Annotated in this window: 14 protein-coding genes and 1 pseudogene; 8 read left to right on the top strand and 7 right to left on the bottom strand. The window is 67.3% G+C overall.

Annotated elements, in window-relative coordinates; genetic code table 11:
* Positions 1-158 precede the first annotated feature (158 nt).
* The 4 genes and pseudogenes from ACSFBL_RS26845 to hprK all read left to right on the top strand — a co-directional run bounded on the left by ACSFBL_RS26845 (position 159) and on the right by hprK (position 4,525).
* Positions 159-2,270 (top strand): annotated as a pseudogene (locus tag ACSFBL_RS26845) (ATP-dependent helicase).
* Positions 2,271-2,646: 376 nt separating this feature from the next.
* Complete coding sequence (gene hpf / locus ACSFBL_RS26840; protein ID WP_028251656.1) at positions 2,647-2,976, top strand: ribosome hibernation-promoting factor, HPF/YfiA family; 330 nt, start codon at positions 2,647-2,649, stop codon at positions 2,974-2,976.
* Between the two features lie 93 nt (positions 2,977-3,069).
* Complete coding sequence (locus tag ACSFBL_RS26835) at positions 3,070-3,537, top strand: PTS sugar transporter subunit IIA (RefSeq protein ID WP_028251657.1); 468 nt, start codon at positions 3,070-3,072, stop codon at positions 3,535-3,537.
* Positions 3,538-3,565: 28 nt separating this feature from the next.
* Positions 3,566-4,525 carry an HPr(Ser) kinase/phosphatase gene (gene hprK / locus ACSFBL_RS26830; protein ID WP_435518870.1) on the top strand — a complete coding sequence of 320 codons (960 nt, stop codon included), beginning with the start codon at positions 3,566-3,568 and terminating at the stop codon, positions 4,523-4,525.
* A 109-nt stretch (positions 4,526-4,634) separates the two neighbouring features.
* On the opposite strand, the gene fur is transcribed toward hprK, so the two are convergent.
* Entirely contained in the window at positions 4,635-5,054 is a 420-nt protein-coding gene (gene fur / locus ACSFBL_RS26825; protein WP_435518869.1) for a ferric iron uptake transcriptional regulator, read from the bottom strand.
* A gap of 86 nt (positions 5,055-5,140) precedes the next feature.
* Here fur and ACSFBL_RS26820 point away from each other — a divergent pair, with 86 nt between their 5' ends.
* The 4 genes from ACSFBL_RS26820 to ACSFBL_RS26805 all read left to right on the top strand — a co-directional run bounded on the left by ACSFBL_RS26820 (position 5,141) and on the right by ACSFBL_RS26805 (position 8,080).
* Entirely contained in the window at positions 5,141-5,707 is a 567-nt protein-coding gene (locus tag ACSFBL_RS26820; RefSeq protein WP_435518868.1) for an outer membrane protein assembly factor BamE, read from the top strand.
* A gap of 67 nt (positions 5,708-5,774) precedes the next feature.
* The gene (dapB, locus tag ACSFBL_RS26815) at positions 5,775-6,605 is read left to right on the top strand and encodes a 4-hydroxy-tetrahydrodipicolinate reductase (protein WP_435518867.1); all 831 of its coding nucleotides are present in this window, start codon (positions 5,775-5,777) and stop codon (positions 6,603-6,605) included.
* Positions 6,606-6,902: 297 nt separating this feature from the next.
* On the top strand, positions 6,903-7,601 hold the full coding sequence (locus ACSFBL_RS26810; RefSeq protein WP_435518866.1) for a MotA/TolQ/ExbB proton channel family protein: 699 nt from the start codon (positions 6,903-6,905) through the stop codon (positions 7,599-7,601).
* Positions 7,602-7,618: 17 nt separating this feature from the next.
* Positions 7,619-8,080, top strand: coding sequence for an ExbD/TolR family protein (locus ACSFBL_RS26805; protein WP_435518865.1), 462 nt, complete (start codon positions 7,619-7,621; stop codon positions 8,078-8,080).
* Positions 8,081-8,198: 118 nt separating this feature from the next.
* Here ACSFBL_RS26805 and ACSFBL_RS26800 read toward each other — a convergent pair whose 3' ends face one another.
* From ACSFBL_RS26800 to ACSFBL_RS26775, 6 genes are read right to left on the bottom strand one after another with little or no spacing between them, the layout of a single operon-like run.
* Positions 8,199-10,670, bottom strand: coding sequence for a glycogen/starch/alpha-glucan phosphorylase (locus tag ACSFBL_RS26800; RefSeq protein ID WP_435518864.1), 2,472 nt, complete (start codon positions 10,668-10,670; stop codon positions 8,199-8,201).
* Positions 10,671-10,701: 31 nt separating this feature from the next.
* On the bottom strand, positions 10,702-12,162 hold the full coding sequence (gene glgA, locus ACSFBL_RS26795) for a glycogen synthase GlgA (RefSeq protein WP_435518863.1): 1,461 nt from the start codon (positions 12,160-12,162) through the stop codon (positions 10,702-10,704).
* A 4-nt stretch (positions 12,163-12,166) separates the two neighbouring features.
* Positions 12,167-13,462, bottom strand: coding sequence for a glucose-1-phosphate adenylyltransferase (glgC, locus tag ACSFBL_RS26790; protein WP_435518862.1), 1,296 nt, complete (start codon positions 13,460-13,462; stop codon positions 12,167-12,169).
* Between the two features lie 59 nt (positions 13,463-13,521).
* Entirely contained in the window at positions 13,522-15,579 is a 2,058-nt protein-coding gene (gene glgX, locus ACSFBL_RS26785) for a glycogen debranching protein GlgX (RefSeq protein ID WP_435518861.1), read from the bottom strand.
* Positions 15,576-17,735 carry a 1,4-alpha-glucan branching protein GlgB gene (gene glgB / locus ACSFBL_RS26780; protein ID WP_435518860.1) on the bottom strand — a complete coding sequence of 720 codons (2,160 nt, stop codon included), beginning with the start codon at positions 17,733-17,735 and terminating at the stop codon, positions 15,576-15,578. Before glgB ends, glgX begins: the two co-directional genes overlap by 4 nt.
* Complete coding sequence (locus tag ACSFBL_RS26775) at positions 17,725-19,347, bottom strand: alpha-glucosidase (RefSeq protein ID WP_435518859.1); 1,623 nt, start codon at positions 19,345-19,347, stop codon at positions 17,725-17,727. Before ACSFBL_RS26775 ends, glgB begins: the two co-directional genes overlap by 11 nt.
* Between the last annotated feature and the right edge of the window lie 190 nt (positions 19,348-19,537).

The raw sequence follows: 19,537 nt of genomic DNA, 5'->3' as shown, positions 1-19,537 counted from the left end.
ACTCCCTCGCCAACGGACATGTCAGAGCGGAAGTGAAAGCTGCCGAGACGGGTCGGTATCCATGTGAAAGGCTCCGGTTGCAGCTAGGCGCGATTATGTCATTCGCCCTTGCGCAATTCGTGACGGTATCTGGATGGACGTCCAGTAAAGTGGCGCCGATGCAGAGCGTCGCGAAACCCATTCCCGCCACCCAGGCAGAGCGGCTTGCGGCCGCGCTGGCTCAGCTCAATGACGAACAGCGTGCGGCGGTGGAGCACGGTGTGGATGCCGCCGTGGGCGATGGCGGACAGGACGACCGGCCGTTGCTCGTGATCGCCGGCGCCGGCTCCGGCAAGACCAGCACGCTGGCGCACCGCGTGGCCCACCTGATTGCGCGCGGCGTCGATCCGCAGCGGATCCTGCTGCTGACCTTCTCTCGCCGTGCAGCGCAGGAAATGGAACGCCGCGCCGGCCAGGTCCTTGCGCGTGTGCTCGGCCTGAAATCCGAGGCGCCGCCGGCGCTGCCCTGGGCCGGCACCTTCCACGGCATCGGGGCACGGCTGCTCCGCTAGTACGCGGCTCAGGTGGGCCTCGCAAAGAACTTCACCATCCACGATCGCGGCGACGCCGAGGACCTGATGGGGCTGGTGCGCAATGATCTCGGGCTGTCGTCCACCACGCGGCGCTTTCCGCAGAAGGGAACCTGCCTCTCCATCTATTCGCGCACCGTCAACACCTGCGCGCCACTGGGGGAGGTGCTCAAGCACGCCTTTCCCTGGTGCGCCGAATGGGAGGCGGAACTCAAGCGGCTGTTCGGCGCCTATGTCGAGGCCAAGCAGCAGCAGCAGGTGCTCGACTATGACGACCTGCTGCTCTACTGGGCCGAAATGGTGGCCGAGCCGTCTCTCGCGGCACACGTCGGCGCGCGCTTCGACCATGTGCTGGTCGATGAATACCAGGACACCAACCTGCTGCAGGCCGCCATCCTGCGTTCGCTCAAGCCCGACGGACGCGGCGTCACGGTGGTGGGGGACGACGCGCAGTCGATCTACTCTTTCCGCGGTGCAACAGTGCGCAACATCCTCGACTTCCCGCAGCAGTTCAGTCAGGCGGCGCGCATCGTCACGCTCGAACGCAACTACCGCTCGACGCAGCCCATCCTGGATGTGTCGAATGCGGTGATCGCCGCCGCATCGGAGCGCCATGCGAAGACGCTCTGGACCGACAAGCCCTCGGCAGGCCGCCCGCAACTCGTGCTGGTGCCCGACGAGGCGCAGCAAGCGCGCTGGGTGGCCGATCGGGTGCTGGCACATCGCGAAGGCGGGCTGGCGCTGAAGTCCCAGGTGGTGCTGTTTCGCACCTCGACGCACAGCGCCGCGCTCGAACTGGAATTGGCGCGCCGCAACATTCCGTTCGTCAAGTACGGCGGCCTCAAGTTCCTCGAAGCCGCGCACGTGAAGGACCTGCTCGCCGTGCTGCGTTTTGCGCAGAATCCGCGCGGGCGGATGGCCGGCTTCCGGGTCACGCAGCTGATTCCCGGCATCGGGCCGGTCACGGCAACACGGCTGCTCGATGCGATGGTCGAAGCAGCCGATCCGGGCGCGGTCGTCCAGGCCTTCGTTCCGCCTTCGGCTGCCCAGGCCGAGTGGGCGCGCTTCGCCGAGATCTACTCGGCGCTTCGGTCCCCGGACCTTGCCTGGCCTGCCGACATGGACCTTGCGCTTCGGTGGTACCTGCCGCATCTGGAACGCCTTCACGACGATGCAGGCCTGCGCCGCGGCGATGTCGAGCAACTGGCGCGACTCGCATCGGGCTATGCGTCGCGCGAGCGCTTCCTGACCGAGCTCACGCTCGATCCGCCCGAAGCCACGAGCGACCGACCAGGGCCTCCGCTGCTTGACGAGGATTACCTGATCCTTTCGACCATCCACTCGGCCAAGGGGCAGGAGTGGACCTCGGTGCATGTGTTGAACGTGGTCGACGGGTGCATCCCTGCGGACGTCGCGCAGGGCGCGCAGGAGCTCGAAGAAGAGCGTCGCCTGCTCTATGTCGCGATGACGCGGGCACGCGATCACCTTCATCTGCTGGTGCCTCAACGCTTCTATGTCACGCAGCAGGCCGCACGCGGCGACCGACACTTGTACGCAGGTCGTACACGCTTCATCACGGCGTCCGACGCGGAGCGCTTCGAGCAGCAGACCTGGCCGGCGCCGCCGGAGCGTGCGCCGCATGTCCCTCCGCCGGCGGCAACGATCGACCTGCTCAGTCGAATGCGGGCCGCTTGGAGGTGACGCTCGCCCCCAGGCTGCGCGCACTTCGTGTCGCTTCGCCTATCCCCTGACCGGGGCAACACCTGCGGACCGGCGGAGCCGGATCCGTGGTGTTTCGCGAACGCGCTGCGCTTGCGGCGAAGTTGTGTGGCTCGCGAGGTGAGAACTATCGGATCATAGTGCGGGGAATCCCCTACGGGGAATGGCCCTTTGTACGTGTTCGGAAAGATTGCATTTCGATGACAGCGTGGGCATAGTGAACCGACCTTCCCGCCTTTTCCCGCCTTCCTCTCTCCTTCTCTCCCCCCTCTTTCTCCCCACTCCGACTTCATTCCCCGGCTGTTCCTCCTCGTGAGGCGCGGCTTTTTTCCCAACCGTCAATTCCAGGAGGTCATTCATGAATTTGACGATCAGCGGTCATCACCTCGACGTCACTCCCGCCTTGCGCAGCTACGTAACGAACAAGCTGGATCGCATCACCCGCCATTTCGACCAGGTGGTCGATGTGAAGGTGATCCTCACGGTGGAAAAGCAAAAGGAAAAGGAACGCCGGCAACGTGCCGAATGCAATATTCACGTCAAGGGAAATGACATGTTCGCGGAGTCGAGTCACGCTGATCTCTACGCTGCCGTGGACGAGCTGGTCGACAAGCTCGACAGGCAGGTGGTCCGCCACAAGGACCGCTTGCAGGATCACCATCATGCGGCGCCCAAGCGCGTGATGTAGTACCTCTCCGGGCAAATACTCTTGCGGGCCGCCTTCGGGCGGCCCTTTGCTTTTTTCGGGGTGGGTGCATAATCGCCCCCGCCCTGCCCCAACATGAACCGACTCGCGTCCATCCTGCCGCCCGCTCAAGTGCTCGTGAGCGTTGACGCCACCAGCAAGAAGCGTGCTTTTGAAGAAGCCGGCCTGCTGTTCGAGAACCTGCATGGCCTCGGCCGCGCCCTCATCACCGACAGCCTGTTTGCCCGGGAGCGTCTTGGCTCCACTGGCCTGGGCCACGGCGTCGCCATCCCGCATGGCCGCATCAAGGGCCTCAAGTCGCCGATGGCCGCCGTCTTCCAGCTGGCGAATCCAATCGGGTTCGACGCGCCGGACGAGCAGCCCGTCGTCCTGCTGATCTTCCTGCTCGTGCCGGAAGCCGCCACGCAGAAACACCTGGAAATACTCTCCGAGATCGCCGAACTCCTGAGCGACGCCAACCTGCGCGAGCAGATCAAGTCGAGCTCGGACGCCGCGGCACTGCACGCCCTGATCGCAGGATGGCAATCCGCCCAGGTCGCGTGACGCGCGTGGGCGCTGGGCGGTCTGGCGCATGAAGCCGACCGTCATCAGCGCCGACGCGATGTTCGAGGAGTTCCGCGGCTCGCTCCGGTGGGAGTGGCTGGCGGGTCTCGGTGCCTCGGAACGCCAGTTCGACCCCGACGTCATCAGCCGCGCCCAGTCCGCCGCCGACCTGGTGGGCTACCTCAACTACATCCACCCTTACCGCGTGCAGATCCTGGGCGCCCGCGAGGTGGCCTACCTCACGCGCGGCACGCCCGAGGATTGCGTCCGGCGCGTTGCCCGCATCGTGACGCTGGAGCCGCCGATGCTGGTGCTGGCGGACGGCCAGCCGGCCCCGGACGAACTCCTGTCGATCTGCGAGCGCGCGCAATTGCCCCTGTTTGCCACGCGTGAATCGTCGGCCTTCGTGATCGATGTGCTGCGCGCCTATCTCTCCAAGCACTTCGCCGAGCGCACCTCGATGCACGGCGTGTTCATGGACATCCTGGGACTCGGCGTGATGATCACGGGCGAGTCCGGGCTCGGCAAGAGCGAACTTGGGCTGGAACTGATTTCGCGCGGCAACGGCCTCGTGGCCGACGACGCCGTCGATCTCTACCGCATCAACCAGACCACGCTCGAAGGGCGCTGTCCCGAACTGCTGCAGAACCTGCTCGAAGTGCGCGGGATCGGCCTGCTCGACATCCGCGCCATCTTCGGGGAGACGGCGGTGCGCCGGAAGATGCGGCTCAAGCTGATCGTCCACCTGGTGCGGCGCGACAGCTTCGAACGCGACTACGAGCGCATGCCCTCCGCACCGCTCACGCAGGACGTCCTGGGCATTCCGGTGCGCAAGGTGATCATCCAGGTCGTCGCCGGCCGCAACATTGCCGTGCTGGTCGAGGCCGCCGTGCGCAATTCGATCCTGCAACTGCGCGGCATCGATACCTACGCAGACTTCGTCGCCCGCCACCACAAAGCGATGGAAAGCGCCCGCGAAGACGAGTGATTAGGCTCGCCCCCAGGCTTGCTCACTGCGTGTAGCCGCCGACCCCCCTGCCGGGGGCAACACCAGCGGCCCGGCGAAGCCGGTTCCGCGGTGTTTCTGGTGCATCGGGCTAGCGTTTGCTTGTGCAGTCTGCGCAGAGGCCGTAGAGGGACATGGCATGGTCCTGCAGGATCCAGCCCTTGTCCTTGGCGATCATCTGCTGGCGGCGCTCGATCTCCGCGTCGTAGAACTCCTCGACCTTGCCGCACGAGGTGCACACGAGATGGTCGTGATGCTTGCCCTCGTTGAGTTCGTAGACCGCCTTGCCGCTTTCGAAGTGGCTGCGCTCGAGGATGCCGGCCTGCTCGAACTGCGTGAGCACGCGGTAGACCGTGGCCAGGCCGATGTCGGAATGGTCGTTGAGCAGGACGCGGAACACGTCTTCCGCCGTCATGTGGCGCTGGCCGCCGTTCTGGAAGATTTCGAGAATCTTGAGGCGCGGCAGGGTGGCCTTGAGGCCGGTGTTCTTGAGTTCGTCGATGTTCGCCATGGTGATTCCTGCGCCGGCCGTGCGGGAGGGGCCCGCCGGGGGCCAGCCGCTACAATGATTTGATCATATCGCCCAACCCTTTTTCCATGCCTGCCATTCCACAACGCCGCTTCTGGCCGCTCCTCGGCGCCGTTGCGGCGAGCCTGTGTCTCGGCGCTTGCAGCAGTGTCGGCAACGGTGCGCGCAACGCCCTGACAGCCGTCACGCCCTACAAGGTCGAAGTGGTCCAGGGCAATTTCGTGTCCAAGGAACAGGTCGAGGCGCTCAAGCTCGGCATGTCGCGCCAGCAGGCGCGCGAAATTCTCGGCACGTCGCTCCTGACCGATGTTTTCCATGCCAACCGCTGGGACTATGTGTTCACGATCCGGCGCCAGGGCGTCGAGGCGCAGCAGCGCCGACTGACGCTCTACTTCAACGGCGATGTGCTCGAACGCTTCGAAGGCGACCCGATGCCCAGCGAGGAAGAGTTCGTCGCCCAACTCGACAACCGCGTCAAGCACAGCGGCAAGGTGATCGAGCTGGAAGCGCCCGAGGACAAGCTCAAGAAGTTCGATCCGCCCACGGACAAAAAGGCGGACGGCGACGCTTCCGCGGTGTCGACGTCCCCCCCGCCGGCACTGCCTGCGGCCTATCCTCCGCTCGAATCGCGCTGAGTCCGCGCCGGCCGACGGAGGTCGCCGCGCTTTTCTTCGAATTCCGCATTTCCAGAGGTTGAAACGCGTGACCGACTCTTCTTCTCCATCTTCTTCTCCGCGGCGCATCGCGATCGCGGGCGCTTCCGGGCGCATGGGCCATATGCTGATCGAGGCCGTGCGCGAGGCGCCGGATTGCCGCCTCGCCGGCGCTCTCGACGTCGCGGGCAGTGCCGCGATCGGCAGCGATGCAGCCGCATTCCTCGGGTTCACCAGCGGTGTGCCGATCGCGTCCGACCTGCGCGCCGGACTCAAGGACGCGCAGGTGCTGATTGACTTCACGCGCCCCGAAGGCACGCTGGCGCACCTCGCCGTGTGCCGCGAGCTCGGTGTGCAGATGGTGATCGGCACCACCGGCTTCAGCGATGCCCAGAAGGCCGAGATCGCCGCGGCCGCCAAGGACATCGCCATCATGATGGCGCCGAACATGAGCGTGGGCGTCAACGTCACCTTCAAGCTGCTCGAGATGGCCGCCAAGGCGCTGTCGACCGGCTATGACATCGAGATCATCGAGGCGCACCACCGCCACAAGGTCGACGCGCCCTCGGGCACCGCACTCAAGATGGGCGAAGTGATCGCCGACGCGCTCGGTCGAGACCTCAAGGAATGCGCGGTCTATGGACGCGAAGGCGTCACCGGCGAACGCGACCCGTCGACGATCGGCTTTGCGACGATCCGTGGCGGGGACATCGTCGGCGACCACACGGTGCTGTTTGCCGGCACCGGCGAGCGCATCGAGATCACGCACAAGTCGGCGAGCCGCGCAACCTATGCGCAAGGCAGCCTGCGGGCCGTTCGCTTCCTGGCCGGCCAGCGCGCCGGGCTGTTCGACATGTTCGACGTGCTGGGGTTGAGGTGACACACCCCCAGGCTCGCGCACTTCGTGTCGCTCTCCCCCCCCTTGCAGGGGGCAACCCCGGCGGCCCGGCGGAGCCGGTTCCGCGGGGTTCTTGGGCTTACCCCCAGGCTCGCGCACTTCGTGTCGCTCTCCACCCCCTTTCAGGGGGCAACCCCAGCGGCCCGGCGGAGCCGGTTCCGCGGGGTTCTTGGGCTTACCCCCAGGCTCGCGCACTTCGTGTTGCTCTCCACCCCCTTTCAGGGGGCAACCCCAGCGGCCCGGCAGAGCCGGTTCCGCGGGGTTCCTGGTCTTGAAACGATGAGCGTTCTGGCGTTGCTTGCGCACGGCGATGCCGTCAGCCGGGGGGTTGCGGCGCTCCTACTGGTCATGTCGGTGTCGAGCTGGGTGGTGATTTTGTGGAAGGCCTGGCTTTTGCGGGGCGGCACGCGGGACGTGGTGCGGAGCATCGCGGCGTTCTGGCAGTCGAAATCGCTGGGGGACGCCGAGCAGGCCCTCAGGGCCTTTGACCGTGCGGCATTGGTGCTGCCGGCGGTGAGCGCCGTGCGGAACCTCGCGGCGCACGCCGATGCGTCGACCCTGGGCGGCGCAGTCGATCGCGCGCAGCGGGTCACGCGCGTCCTGCGCGATGCGCTGCATGCCGCACTGCGCCGGCTGCAGGCCGGGCAGATCCTGCTGGCGACGGTGGGCGCAACGGCCCCCTTCGTCGGACTGCTCGGCACGGTCTGGGGCATCTACCACGCGCTGGTGGGCATCGCCGGCGAAACCGGCGGCTTCACCATCGACAAGGTCGCGGGCCCGGTCGGCGAGGCGCTGATCATGACCGCCTTCGGCCTCGCCGTGGCCATTCCGGCCGTCCTCGCCTACAACGTGTTCGGGCGGGTGGTCGGCCGCATCGAGGCCGAACTCGAAGGCTTCGCGCACGACCTCCTGGGCATGCTCGGCGAGCCCGGCCAGCGCGACATGCCCCTGCCGCCCGCGCGGCCCATGCCGGCCTGAGGGCCGGAAGGCAACCGATGGCCTTCGGTCGCATATCGCTCGGCAGCACCGCCACCGGCGGCCGATCGACCGGCGCCGGCGGCCAGCGCCCGCTGTCCGACATCAACGTCACACCCCTGGTCGACGTGATGCTGGTGCTGCTCGTGATCTTCATCATCACCGCGCCGCTGATGGCCAGTTCCATCAAACTCAACCTGCCGCGCACCGACGCGGGCCAGTCTGGCGATACCCCGAAGTTCGTCAGCCTCGTGGTCGACGCCGCCGGCAAGGTCTACCTGAACGACAAGCCGGTTACCCAGGAAGAATTGGCAACCGGCCTCGCCAATGCCGCCACGACCAGCCGCGAAACCGAAGTCCAACTCCGCGCCGACCAGACCGTCCCCTACGGCAAAGTCGTCGAACTGATGGGCATCGCCAACAAGGCAGGCCTCACCCGCATCGGCTTCGTCACCGAGGCCCCTCCCCAACAAAAGCCCTGAATCCAGGGCCGCGAAGCAGGCCCGTTCGCAAAACACCGCGGAACCGGCTTCGCCGGGCCGCAGGGTGTTGCCCCCTGAAAGGGGGTGGAGAGCGACACGAAGTGCGCGAGCCTGGGGGTCAGCTCAGAACCACAGGTCTTGTCTTCCATATTTCATGGGCGTACTGCGCAATCGTCCGGTCCGACGAGAAAGTCCCCATGCCCGCCACATTGAGGATCGCCATGCGCGTCCACGCGTCCGGGTCGCGATAGAGCGCATCGACCCGACCCTGCGCCTCGATGTAGCTCGCGTAGTCGGCCAGCAGCAGGTAGTGGTCGCCCCAGCTCACCAGCGCGTCGAAGATCTGCTGGTAGCGCGCCGGCTCCGTGGGTGAGAACGCGCCGTCGCGAATGCTGTCGAGCACACGCTGGAGCTCCGGGTTGCTTTCGTACACGTCGCGGGGCTGGTAGCCGCCCGCGCGAATGTCCGCCACCTGCGGCGTCGTGTTGCCGAAGATGAAGAAGTTCTCGGCTCCGACGCTGTCGCGCATCTCGACGTTGGCCCCGTCGAGCGTCCCGATGGTCAACGCGCCGTTCAGCGCGAACTTCATGTTGCCGGTGCCGGAAGCCTCGGTGCCTGCCGTGGAGATCTGTTCCGACAGGTCGGCCGCCGGCATGATGACCTCGGCCAGGCTCACGCTGTAGTTCGGCAGGAACACCACCTTCAGCAACTTGCCGACGCGCTCGTCGTTGTTGATGACCTGCGCCACGTCGTTGATGAGCCGGATCACCAGCTTCGCCATGTGGTACGCCGAAGCCGCCTTGCCCGCGAACACCATCACGCGCGGCACGTGGCCGGCATCCGGCGCGTCGAGAATGCGGTGATAGCGCGTGATCACGTGAAGCACGTTGAGCAACTGCCGCTTGTACTCGTGCATGCGCTTGACCTGCACGTCGAACATCGCGTCGGTGTCGACGTCGATGCGCAGATGCTCGTCGATCCAGTTGGCCAGCCGCAGCTTGTTCTCGCGCTTGGCATGGCGGAAGGCGCGCACGAAGGCGTGCTGCTGCGCCATCGGCCGCAACACCTCGAGCTGCGTGAGGTCGCGCCGCCAGCCGCGGCCGATGCGCGTGTCGAGCAGCGCCGCGAGCGGTGGATTGGCCTGCGCCAGCCAGCGCCGGGGCGTCACGCCGTTGGTCTTGTTGTTGAAGCGCTCGGGAAATAGCTTCGCGAAGTCCGCGAAGATCGACTGCTTCATGAGCTCGGAGTGCAGCCCCGAGACACCGTTGATCGAATGGCTCGCGAGCACCGCCACGTACGCCATGCGCACGCGCCGCTCGCCCGACTCGTCGATCAGCGACAGGCGGCGCAACAACTCCACGTCGTGGCCGTGCGCCTGGGTCACCGTCGCCAGGAAGCGCGAGTTCATGTCGAACAGGATCTGCAGGTGCCGCGGCAGCACCCGCCCGAACATCTCCACCGGCCAGGTCTCCAGCGCCTCGTGCATCAGCGTGTGATTGGTGTAGCTGAACACTTTCTGCGTGTGCGCCCAGGCCGTGTCCCAGGGCAGGTCATGCTCGTCGATCAGGAGGCGCATCAGCTCCGGCACGGCCAGTACCGGGTGCGTGTCGTTGAGGTGGATGCTGACCTGGTCGGGCAGGGCGTCGAAGTCGCTGTGGTTGCGCAGGTAGCGGCGCACGAGATCCTGCACGCTCGCGCTCACGAAGAAGTACTCCTGGTGCAGCCGCAGTTCGCGGCCGGACGGCGTGGAGTCGTCGGGATACAGCACGCGCGAGACGTTCTCCGAGTGGTTCTTGCTCTCCACCGCCTCCATGTAGTTGCCGCGGTTGAAGGCCGAGAGGTCGATCTCCTCGCTCGCGCGGGCGGACCACAGGCGCAGGGTGTTGGTGGCCTGCGTGCCGTAGCCAGGGATGATGGTGTCGTAGGCCACGGCCAGCACGTCGTGGGTGTCGACCCAGTTCGCCGCGCCGTAAGGTGCGCTCTTGCCTTCGCGCCGCTGCACGTGGCCGCCGAAGCGCACACGGTAGGTCACCTCCGGCCGCTGGAATTCCCACGGATTGCCGCGCGTCAGCCAGTAGTCGGGCGTCTCGACCTGCTGGCCGTCGACGATGCGCTGGCGGAACATGCCGTACTCGTAGCGGATGCCGTAGCCCAGGCCCGGCACGCCCAGCGTGGCCATCGAGTCGAGAAAGCAGGCGGCGAGGCGGCCGAGGCCGCCGTTGCCCAGGGCGGCGTCGGGCTCGCGCTCGGCCAGCGCCTTGATGTCGACGCCGAAATCGGCGAGCGCCTGCTTCACGGTGTCCTGCAGCTCCAGGGCGAGCAGCGCGTTCGTGAACGTGCGCCCGATCAGGAATTCCATCGACAGGTAGTACACGCGCTTCAGGCGCTGCGCGTAGATCGCCCGCGTGGTGCTCATCCAGCGTTCGACGATCTGGTCGCGCACGGCGAGGGCGGTGGCGTGCAGCCAGTCGTCCGGACTGGCGGCCACGGGGTCCTTGCCGACCGCGTAGATCAGCTTGTTGGCAACGGCGCGCTTGAAGGCGGCGACGTCGCGGTCGGGGTGGTCGTACTTGAAGTCTTCGATGGTCATGATGCGAACGGGTTGGGTTCTCCGACGGGCTTCAGGCAAGGGCCTCGGCGTAGACGTCGAGGTAGCGGGCTGCGGCGGTGCCCCAGTCGGCGGGGCGTCGCATGGCATTGGCGCGAACGGCGCGCCAGTCGGTCGGCCGGCGGTACAACGCGAAGGCGCGGCGCACCGCTCGCGCGTAGCCGGCGGCATCGAAGTGGTCGAAGGAAAATCCGGTGGCTTCGCCGCTGGCCATGTCTTCCAGCGTGGCATCGACGACCGTGTCGGCCAGGCCGCCGACGCGGTGCACGAGCGGCAGGCTGCCGTACTTGAGCCCGTACATCTGCGTCAGGCCGCAGGGTTCGAAAAGAGAGGGGACGAGCGTGACGTCGCCGCCGCCGAACAGGCGGTGCGCGAGCGCCTCGCTGTAGCCGAGCGTGACACTGACCGATTGCGGGGCGGCCGCGGCGCGTTGCCGGAAGGCCGACTCCATCGGGCCGTCGCCGCTGCCGAGCAGGGCGAGCTGGCCGCCCTGGGCCAGCAGCGCGTCAAGTCCGCCGAGGACGAGGTGAAGGCCTTTCTGTTCGGTCAGCCGGCTCACCACCACGAACAGGGGTGCATCGGCCTGAGGCGCCAAGCCGAGTTCCTCCTGCAGCGCGGCCTTGCATTGCGCCTTGCCGCCCAGGCGCCGCAGGTCGTAGCGCTGGGGAATCAGCGCGTCCTTGGCCGGATTCCAGATCTGGTCATCGACGGCGTTGAGGATGCCGGTGAGCACGTGGGCGCGACTGCGCAACAGGCCGTCGAGACCGCAGCCCTGCTCGGGGGTCTGGATCTCGCGCGCGTAGGTCGGGCTCACGGTGGTGATGCGGTCCGCAAAGCAGAGCCCGCCCTTCATGAACGACAACTGCCCGAAATACTCCAGACCGTCGATGCCGAAGGCCGCCGGCGGCAGGCCGAGTTCCGGGAAATGCGATGGCGAGAACAAGCCCTGGTAGGCCAGGTTGTGCACGGTGAACACGCTGCCCACGCGCGGGCGGCCGTTGGGCGGCGCGAAGGCTTGGTAAGCCGGCGCCAGCGCGGCGTGCCAGTCGTGGGCATGCACGATCTCGGGCTCCCAGCCGGGGTCCAGGCCTTGCGCGATCTGCGCGGCAGCCCAGCCCAGCAGGGCGAAGCGCCGATGGTTGTCGCCGTAGGGCTGGCGGCTGGCATCTTCGTAGGGGTTGCCCGGCCGGTCGTAGAGAGCCGGTGCCTCGATCACGTAGGCCGCGATGGGCGGCGCGCCCGGGATGGCGATGCGCCCGAAGCGAAGGTTCACCCGTTCGCCCCAGGGCGCCGCGAACCCGGCAACCACCACTGCATCGCCCACACCGGCGACGATGGCCGGAAAGCCCGGCAAGAGCACCCGCACGTCCTGCCCCGCGGCCATGAGCGCCAGCGGCAATGCGCCCGCGATGTCGGCCAGCCCTCCGGTCTTCAGCAGGGGAAACAGTTCGGCGCTGACCTGGAGGATCCGCATGCGCTTATTGGGGCTCCAGGCGCTTGAGCATTTCGCGCGTGATCAGGACGACACCGCCCTCCGTCCGCTCAAAGCGCGCGGCATCCGCGGCCGCGTCCTCGCCGACCACCATGTCGTCGGGGATCACACAGGCGCGGTCGACCACCACCTTGCTCAGCCGGGCGCCTCGGCCCACCTCCACGTCCGGCAAAAGCACCGCTTCGTTGATTTCGCAGAAGGAATGCACCCGCACGCCCGAGAACAGCACCGAACTGCTCACCTTGGAGCCCGAGACGATGCAGCCGCCCGAGACGATGGTGTTGACGGTCATGCCGTGCTTGCCGTCGCGATCGAGCACGAACTTCGCCGGCGGCAGTTGCCGCTGGTAGGTCCAGATGGGCCAGTCGGTGTCATAGATGTCGAGTTCGGGCGTGATCGAGGCCAGGTCCAGGTTGGCAGCCCAGAATGCATCAATCGTGCCCACGTCGCGCCAGTAGGCCTTTGCATCGCTGCCGCGCCGGGCCCGCGTCACGCAGGACATGCCGAAGGGATGCGCCACCGCCCGGCCCTCGGCGACGGCCCGCGGGATGATGTCCTTGCCGAAGTCGTGGTTCGAATCCGGGTTGGCGCTGTCGTCCTCGAGCAGTTGATAGAGATACTCGGAATCGAAGATGTAGATGCCCATGCTCGCCAGGGCCACGTCGGGGTGGCCGGGCATCGCGGGCGGGTCGGCCGGTTTCTCGAGGAATGCGGTGATCTTGCGGTCCTCGTCGACGGCCATCACGCCGAAGGCCACCGCTTCCATGCGCGGCACTTCGATGCAGCCGACCGTGCAGCCGACCCCGTGCGCGACGTGGTCGGTCAGCATGATCGAGTAGTCCATCTTGTAGACGTGGTCGCCGGCGAGCACCACCACGTAGTCGTGCGGTGTCGATCGGGTCTGAATGATGTCCAGGTTCTGGTAGACCGCATCGGCCGTGCCACGGTACCAGTGCTCGTCGCCGACGCGCTGCTGGGCCGGCAGCACGTCGACCATTTCGTTGAGCTCGGCACGCAGGAAGCTCCAGCCCCGCTGGAGGTGGCGCATCAGCGAGTGCGACTTGTACTGGGTCACGACCGCCATGCGCCGGATGCCGGAGTTCAGGCAGTTCGACAGCGCGAAATCGATGATGCGGAACTTGCCGCCGAAATACACCGCCGGTTTGGCCCGTCGGTCCGTGAGTTGCTTGAGTCGGGAGCCGCGTCCGCCGGCCAGCACCAGGGCGATGGTGCGGCGAACGAGTTGGTGAGCCTGCAATGTCGGTTGTTCGATATTGGCCATCAGATGTCTCCGTTGTTATCCCGGTGATCCAGCCTAGCACCCCCACGGGCGATTGGCTTCTATGTTTTTGCGACCCAGAGGCTGCCGGCGTGCAGGGTCTGTCTCTCGTCGAGCAGTCGGTCGGAAGAAAGGTCGTCCTTGTCGCTCGTCAGTCGGAGCCGCCAGGATCCCGGCGGAAGCCTGAACTCGACCTCGCGTTCTTCGGCATTGACCATCACCAGCCAGTTCGCGGCTTGCGGCACGGCCTCAAACAGGATCGCCAGCGCATGCCGGTCGCCCCGTTCCCAGTCATCCGGCGTCATGCCCTGGCCTTCGGGCGTCAGCCAGCGCAGCGCAGGGGCGCCGGCCACCGGCGCCGCCGGCCACCACCGCGTGCTGCGCAGCGGTTCGGCCTCACGGCGAAGCGCCAGTACGCGCGCGACGAATGCGGTCAGGCTCGCATCGGCGCGGTTCCATGCCAGCCAGGTGGTCTCGTTGTCCTGGCAGTAAGCGTTGTTGTTGCCGCGCTGGGTCCGGCCCAGTTCGTCCCCGCCGAGCAGCATCGGCGTGCCTTGGGAGAGGAGCAGCGCCGCCAGCAGCACCCGCTGCAGCCGCAGGCGCTCGGCCAGCACGGCGGGGTCGTCGGTATCGCCCTCGACGCCGCAATTGCGGCTCAGGTTGTGGCCGTGGCCGTCGTGGTTGTCTTCACCGTTCGCCAGGTTGTGGCGCTCGTTGTAGCTGAGCAGGTCGCGCAGGGTGAAGCCGTCGTGCGCGGTGACGAAGTTGACGCTCGCGGTGGGGGCCCGGCCATCGTGGCGGAAGTCGTCGCTCGACGCGGCGAAGCGATGGGCGAATTCGCCGCGGCCCGCGCTCCGGTGCAGCCAGAAGCCGCGTTGCGTGTCGCGGAACCGGTCGTTCCATTCCATCCAGCCGGGCGGGAATTCGCCGAGGCGATAGCCGCCGGGCCCGACGTCCCACGGCTCCGCGATCAGGAGGGCCTGGGCGAGCACCGGATCCTGCGCCATGGCGGCAAGAAGCGGGGCGCGCGGATCGAACGCGCCGCCTTCGCGGCGGGCCAGCACCGGTGCGAGATCGAAGCGAAAGCCGTCGACGCCGAGTTCGGTGACCCAGTGGCGCAGGCTGTCCATGACGAGCTGCACCACGCGCGGCTCGGCCAGGTTCAGGCAGTTGCCGCAGCCGGTCCAGTTCTCGTAGAGCGCCCGGTCGTCCGGCCGCAGGTGGTAGTAGAGGGCGTTGTCGATGCCCCGCAAGCTCAGCGTGGGGCCGAATTCGTCGGTTTCCCCGCTGTGGTTGAAGACCACGTCGATCACGAGCTCCATGCCGCGCGCGTGCACCGCGTCGGCCATCGCGCGAAATTCGCCTACAGGCGTGGTGCCGGCGCGGCCGCTCCAGTAGCGGGTTTCAGGCGCGAACCAGCCGATGGGGCTGTAGCCCCAGTAGTTGCTGAGGTCGAGCGCCTGCAGTCTTGATTCGTCGGCGCGATGTTGCACCGGCATCAGGTTCAGGGTGGTGACGCCGAGGCGCTGCAGGTGGTCGAGCACCACGGGTTCCGCGAGGCCGGCATAGGTGCCACGCAGCGCTGCAGGCACCTCGGGGTGCAGCTGGGTCTGGCCCCGAACATGCAGTTCATAGATCACGCGAGCGCCGGCATCGACGCGAGGGCGTGCCGCGCCCAACAACGGCAGTGGTGCGGTAACGCGCGCCTTGAGAGCGACGGATGCGTTGTCGCGCGCATCGCGCCGGCTCGGGTCGGCGGGATCGTGGCCGAGGAACAGGTCCTCGCCGCCGTACCTGCCGACCACTTCGCGCGCGTAGGGATCGAGCAGGACCTTGGAGGCATTGAAGCGCAGGCCCTCGTGCGGCGCCCAGGGGCCATGCACGCGCCAGCCGTAGATCAGGCCGGGCCGGGCGCTCGGCAGCCGCGTATGCCAGACGCCGTCGACGCATGACGCCACCTGCATGCGCTGCTGCTCGTGCTGGCCCGTCGTATCGAAGAGGCACAGTTCGACCGCGGTGGCGCGAGGGGCGCAGAGGGCGAAGTTGATGCCGTCAGGCCCCGGTGTGGCGCCCAGGGGATAAGGTGAGCCGTCGCCTGAACCGGACCACCGGCCGTTCACGCAAGCACCCACATGGCCGTCCCGAGTGGCGGCACCGAAATCACCAGCGACTGCGCCTGCCCTTGCCAGGCGACCGGCTCGCTGTCGATCTCCCCGTTCCCCACGCCGCTTCCGCCGTAGACAGTGTTGTCGGTGTTGATGATCTCCCGGTAACGCCCTGCGGCCGGAACCCCCAGCCGATAGCCATGCCGCACGACCGGCGTGAAGTTGCAGACGGCCAGCACGAAAGCCCCATCGCGCGCCCGCCGGACGAAGGCGAACACCGAGTGCTCGACATCGTCGTGGCTGAGCCACTCGAACCCGCGTGATTCGCAGTCCAGTTCGTGCAGCGCCGGGAAATGGCGATAGACGTTGTTCAGGTCCCGCACCAGGCGGCGGATCCCCTGATGCGACGCCTGCTCCAGCAGATGCCAGTCGAGGCTCCGGTCCGCGTCCCATTCCGCCCACTGGGCGAACTCGCCGCCCATGAACAGCAGCTTCTTGCCCGGATAGGCCCACAGGTAGCCGTAGAGGTTGCGCAGGCCCGCGAACTTCCGCCAGGTGTCGCCCGGCATGCGCCCGATCATCGAGCCCTTGCCGTGCACCACCTCGTCGTGCGAGAGCGGAAGCACGAAGTTCTCGCTGTGCGCATACATCAGCCCGAAGGTGATCTGCTGGTGATGATGCTTGCGATAGACCGGATCGATGCCGGTGTAGGCCAGCGTGTCGTTCATCCAGCCCATGTTCCACTTGTAGTGAAAGCCGAGCCCACCGTTCTCCGGTGGACGCGTCACGCCCGGAAAGCTCGTCGACTCTTCGGCGATGGTGACGGCGCCGGGCCGCTCGACGCCGACGACGCGGTTCACGCGCCTGAGGAAATCGATGGCCTCGAGGTTCTCGCGGCCGCCCTGCGCATTGGGGACCCACTCGCCCGGCTCGCGGCTGTAGTCGCGGTAGAGCATCGAGGCGACCGCATCGACGCGCAAGCCGTCCACGCCGTAGCGCTCCAGCCAGTACAGCGCATTGCCGACCAGGTAGTTGCGCACCTCCGTCCGGGCGTAGTTGAAGATCAGCGTCTGCCAGTCGTTGTGGAAGCCTTCGCGCGGGTCCGCGTACTCGTAGAGGGCGGTGCCGTCGAAATTGCCGAGGCCATGCGAATCGGTGGGGAAATGCGCGGGCACCCAGTCCAGGATGACGCCGAGCCCGGCCGCATGGGCCGCTTCGACGAAGGCGCGGAAGTCACCGGGCGTGCCGAAGCGTGAAGTGGGCGCATAGAGGCCGATCGGCTGGTAGCCCCACGAGCCGTCGAAGGGGTGTTCGGTGATCGGCAACAACTCGATGTGGGTGAAGCCCATGTCGCGCGCATAGGGCACGAGCGTATCGGCCAATTCGCGGTAGTCGAGCCACTCGTGGCCGTTCTTGCGCCGCCACGATCCAAGGTGGACTTCGTAGATGCTGACCGGCGCTCCGCGCGCATTGGCTTCGGCGCGCCCGGGCGGCACCTTGGCCGGCAGTGGCAAGGGCTGCACCACGCAGGCAGTATCCGGTCGCAGGCGCGCGGAGAACCCGAAAGGGTCGGCCTTGCGCAGCACCTGCCCCTGTGCCGAGAGGATCTCGAATTCGTAGCTGTCGCCGGCCGCCACGTGCGGCGCGAAGATCTCCCACACACCGCACTCGCGGCGCAGCCGCATCATGTGCCGCCTGCCATCCCACTGGTTGAAGTCGCCGACCACCGAGACGCGCCGTGCGTTCGGCGCCCAGACCGCGAACGCGACGCCGCGCACGCCGTCGATCTCGCGCAGGTGCGCGCCCAGTTGCTCGAAGGGCCGCAGGTGGGTGCCTTCGGCCAGCAGCCAGACGTCCGTTTCCCCGAGCACGAAGGAAAAACGGTACGGATCGTCGAGCATCGAGCCGTGCGTGCCCCAGTCGACCTTGAAGCGATAGCCCAGCCGCGCCTCCGACGCCGGGACGAGCCCGGCGAAAAGATCGCTGCCACCCTGCCGGTCGAGCTGGGCCAGCGGCCATCCCGAGCCGGCGTGCACCACCGCCACGGCCTTGGCGCCGGGCAGCAGGGCACGCACCCTCAGGCCTTCGTCGCTTTCATGCGGGCCGAGCACGGCGAACGGGTCGCCGTGTTCTGCGCGCATGAGGGCGCGGACTTCGGCATCAGGCAGCATGGGTGGGTTCTCCGAAGAAGACGCCGAAGGGTTGCAGTGCAAGGGTCCGGCCTTCCAGCTGCGCACCGGCGAATGGGGCGCCTGCAATCGGCACCAGGGCTTGCGGCAAAGCCAGGGAAACCGGCTCGGACGAGAGGTTGAACACCGCCTGGAGCGAGGCCTCCGCATCGCTGCGCTCGAACCACAGCAAGGGTTCCGGCGCATCGAGCAATTTCATGCGGCCGCTTCGCAGCAGCGGCTGGCCGCGGCGCCAGCGCAGCAACGCGCGACTGAAGCTGAGCATCGACTCCGGGTCGCCGGCCTGCTGGTCGATGGCCAGCGGAATGTGCGTTTCAGACACGGGCAGCCAGGGCATGCCGCTGGTGAAGCCGGCGTGCAGATGCGCCGCGTGCCAGGGAATCGGGGTGCGGGCGCCGTCGCGGCCCTTGAATTCGGGCCAGAAAGCGCGGCCGTACGGGTCCTGCAGCATCTCGAAGGGCACCTCGGCCTCGGGCAGCCCGAGCTCCTCGCCCTGGTAGACGCTGGCGCTTCCACGCAGCGACAGCAGCAGCGCGAGCCAGAGGCGATCGCGGCGCGTGTCTTCCTGGACGCCGGCATGCCACCGCGTGGCAACGCGCGGCACATCGTGGTTGGAGACGGCCCAGCAGGCCCAGCCATCGGTCCTTGCGAGCGCCTGGTCCAGGGCCTCGACCTGCGTGCGCAAGTGGCGCGCGCTGTGTTCGCTGGTGAGCAGGCTGAAGCTGTAGGCCAGGTGCAGCCGCTTGCCGCGCTCGGTGTACTGCGCCATCACCGGCGGTGCGTTCTCGTCTCCGACTTCGCCCAGGGCGACCGCGCCGTATTCGTCGAGCAGCTTGCGCAGCCGCTCGAGGAAGACCAGGTTCTCCGGCTGGCTCTTGTCGTGCAGGTGCTGCTGCATCGCATAGGGGCTGTCGGCGCGCACGGTGCTGACCTCGCCGCCGTCGGCCGGCGGGTTGTCGCGCAATCGCGCATCGTGGAACTGGTGGTTGCACGCGTCGAAGCGAAAGCCATCGACGCCCCGTTCGCACCAGAAGCGCACTTCGCCGAGCAAGGTGTCCTGCACGGCGAGGCAATGGAAGTTGAGATCGGGTTGCTCGGTGAGGAAACTGTGCAGGTAGTACTGCCGCCGTCGCGAATCCCATTGCCATGCCGAGCCGCCGAATACCGACAGCCAGTTGTTGGGCGGCGTGCCGTCGGGCTTCGGGTCGGCCCAGACGTACCAGTCGGCCTTCGGGTTCTGGCGGCTCGCGCGGCTGGCGGCGAACCAGGCATGCTGGTCGGAGGTATGGGAGAGCACCTGGTCGATGATGACCTTGAGGCCCAGCGCATGGGCCCGTGCCAGGAGCGCGTCGAAGTCGGCGAGCGTGCCGAACATGGGGTCGACTTCTCGGTAGTCGGCCACGTCGTAGCCGAAATCCTTCATCGGCGACCGGAAGAAGGGCGAGACCCAGATGGCGTCCGCACCCAGTTCGGCGACGTGGTCCAGCCTGGCGGTGATCCCGGGCAGGTCGCCGATCCCGTCGCCGTTGCTGTCCATGAAGCTGCGTGGGTAGATCTGGTAGATCACCGCTCCGCGCCACCAGTCCTTGACCATGCGTGCCCCTCAGGTTCGAAAATCATTGTGGCATGCAGAAAGTGTGCTCGCCCCCAGGCTGCGCGCACTTCGTGTCGCTTCGCCTTCCCCCTGCCGGGGGCGATACCGGCGGACCGGCGGAGCCGGATCCGCGGTGTCACCGAGCTCGCCCGGGGGCAACACTGGTGAGCCGGCGAAGCGGACCGGCGGT

Origin of the sequence: Variovorax glacialis (assembly GCF_051216375.1) — a bacterium.
In the GTDB taxonomy this organism is placed as follows: Bacteria; Pseudomonadota; Gammaproteobacteria; order Burkholderiales; family Burkholderiaceae_C; genus Variovorax.
This window is presented reverse-complemented; position numbering and strand designations above follow the sequence as displayed.

Coding starts and splice junctions, on each gene's coding strand:
- hpf (WP_028251656.1), top strand. CDS start 2,647: ATGAATTTGACGATCAGCGGTCATCACCTCGACGTCACTCCCGCCTTG.
- ACSFBL_RS26835 (WP_028251657.1), top strand. CDS start 3,070: ATGAACCGACTCGCGTCCATCCTGCCGCCCGCTCAAGTGCTCGTGAGC.
- hprK (WP_435518870.1), top strand. CDS start 3,566: ATGAAGCCGACCGTCATCAGCGCCGACGCGATGTTCGAGGAGTTCCGC.
- fur (WP_435518869.1), bottom strand. CDS start 5,054: ATGGCGAACATCGACGAACTCAAGAACACCGGCCTCAAGGCCACCCTG.
- ACSFBL_RS26820 (WP_435518868.1), top strand. CDS start 5,141: ATGCCTGCCATTCCACAACGCCGCTTCTGGCCGCTCCTCGGCGCCGTT.
- ACSFBL_RS26810 (WP_435518866.1), top strand. CDS start 6,903: ATGAGCGTTCTGGCGTTGCTTGCGCACGGCGATGCCGTCAGCCGGGGG.
- ACSFBL_RS26805 (WP_435518865.1), top strand. CDS start 7,619: ATGGCCTTCGGTCGCATATCGCTCGGCAGCACCGCCACCGGCGGCCGA.
- ACSFBL_RS26800 (WP_435518864.1), bottom strand. CDS start 10,670: ATGACCATCGAAGACTTCAAGTACGACCACCCCGACCGCGACGTCGCC.
- glgA (WP_435518863.1), bottom strand. CDS start 12,162: ATGCGGATCCTCCAGGTCAGCGCCGAACTGTTTCCCCTGCTGAAGACC.
- glgC (WP_435518862.1), bottom strand. CDS start 13,462: ATGGCCAATATCGAACAACCGACATTGCAGGCTCACCAACTCGTTCGC.
- glgB (WP_435518860.1), bottom strand. CDS start 17,735: ATGCTGCCTGATGCCGAAGTCCGCGCCCTCATGCGCGCAGAACACGGC.
- ACSFBL_RS26775 (WP_435518859.1), bottom strand. CDS start 19,347: ATGGTCAAGGACTGGTGGCGCGGAGCGGTGATCTACCAGATCTACCCA.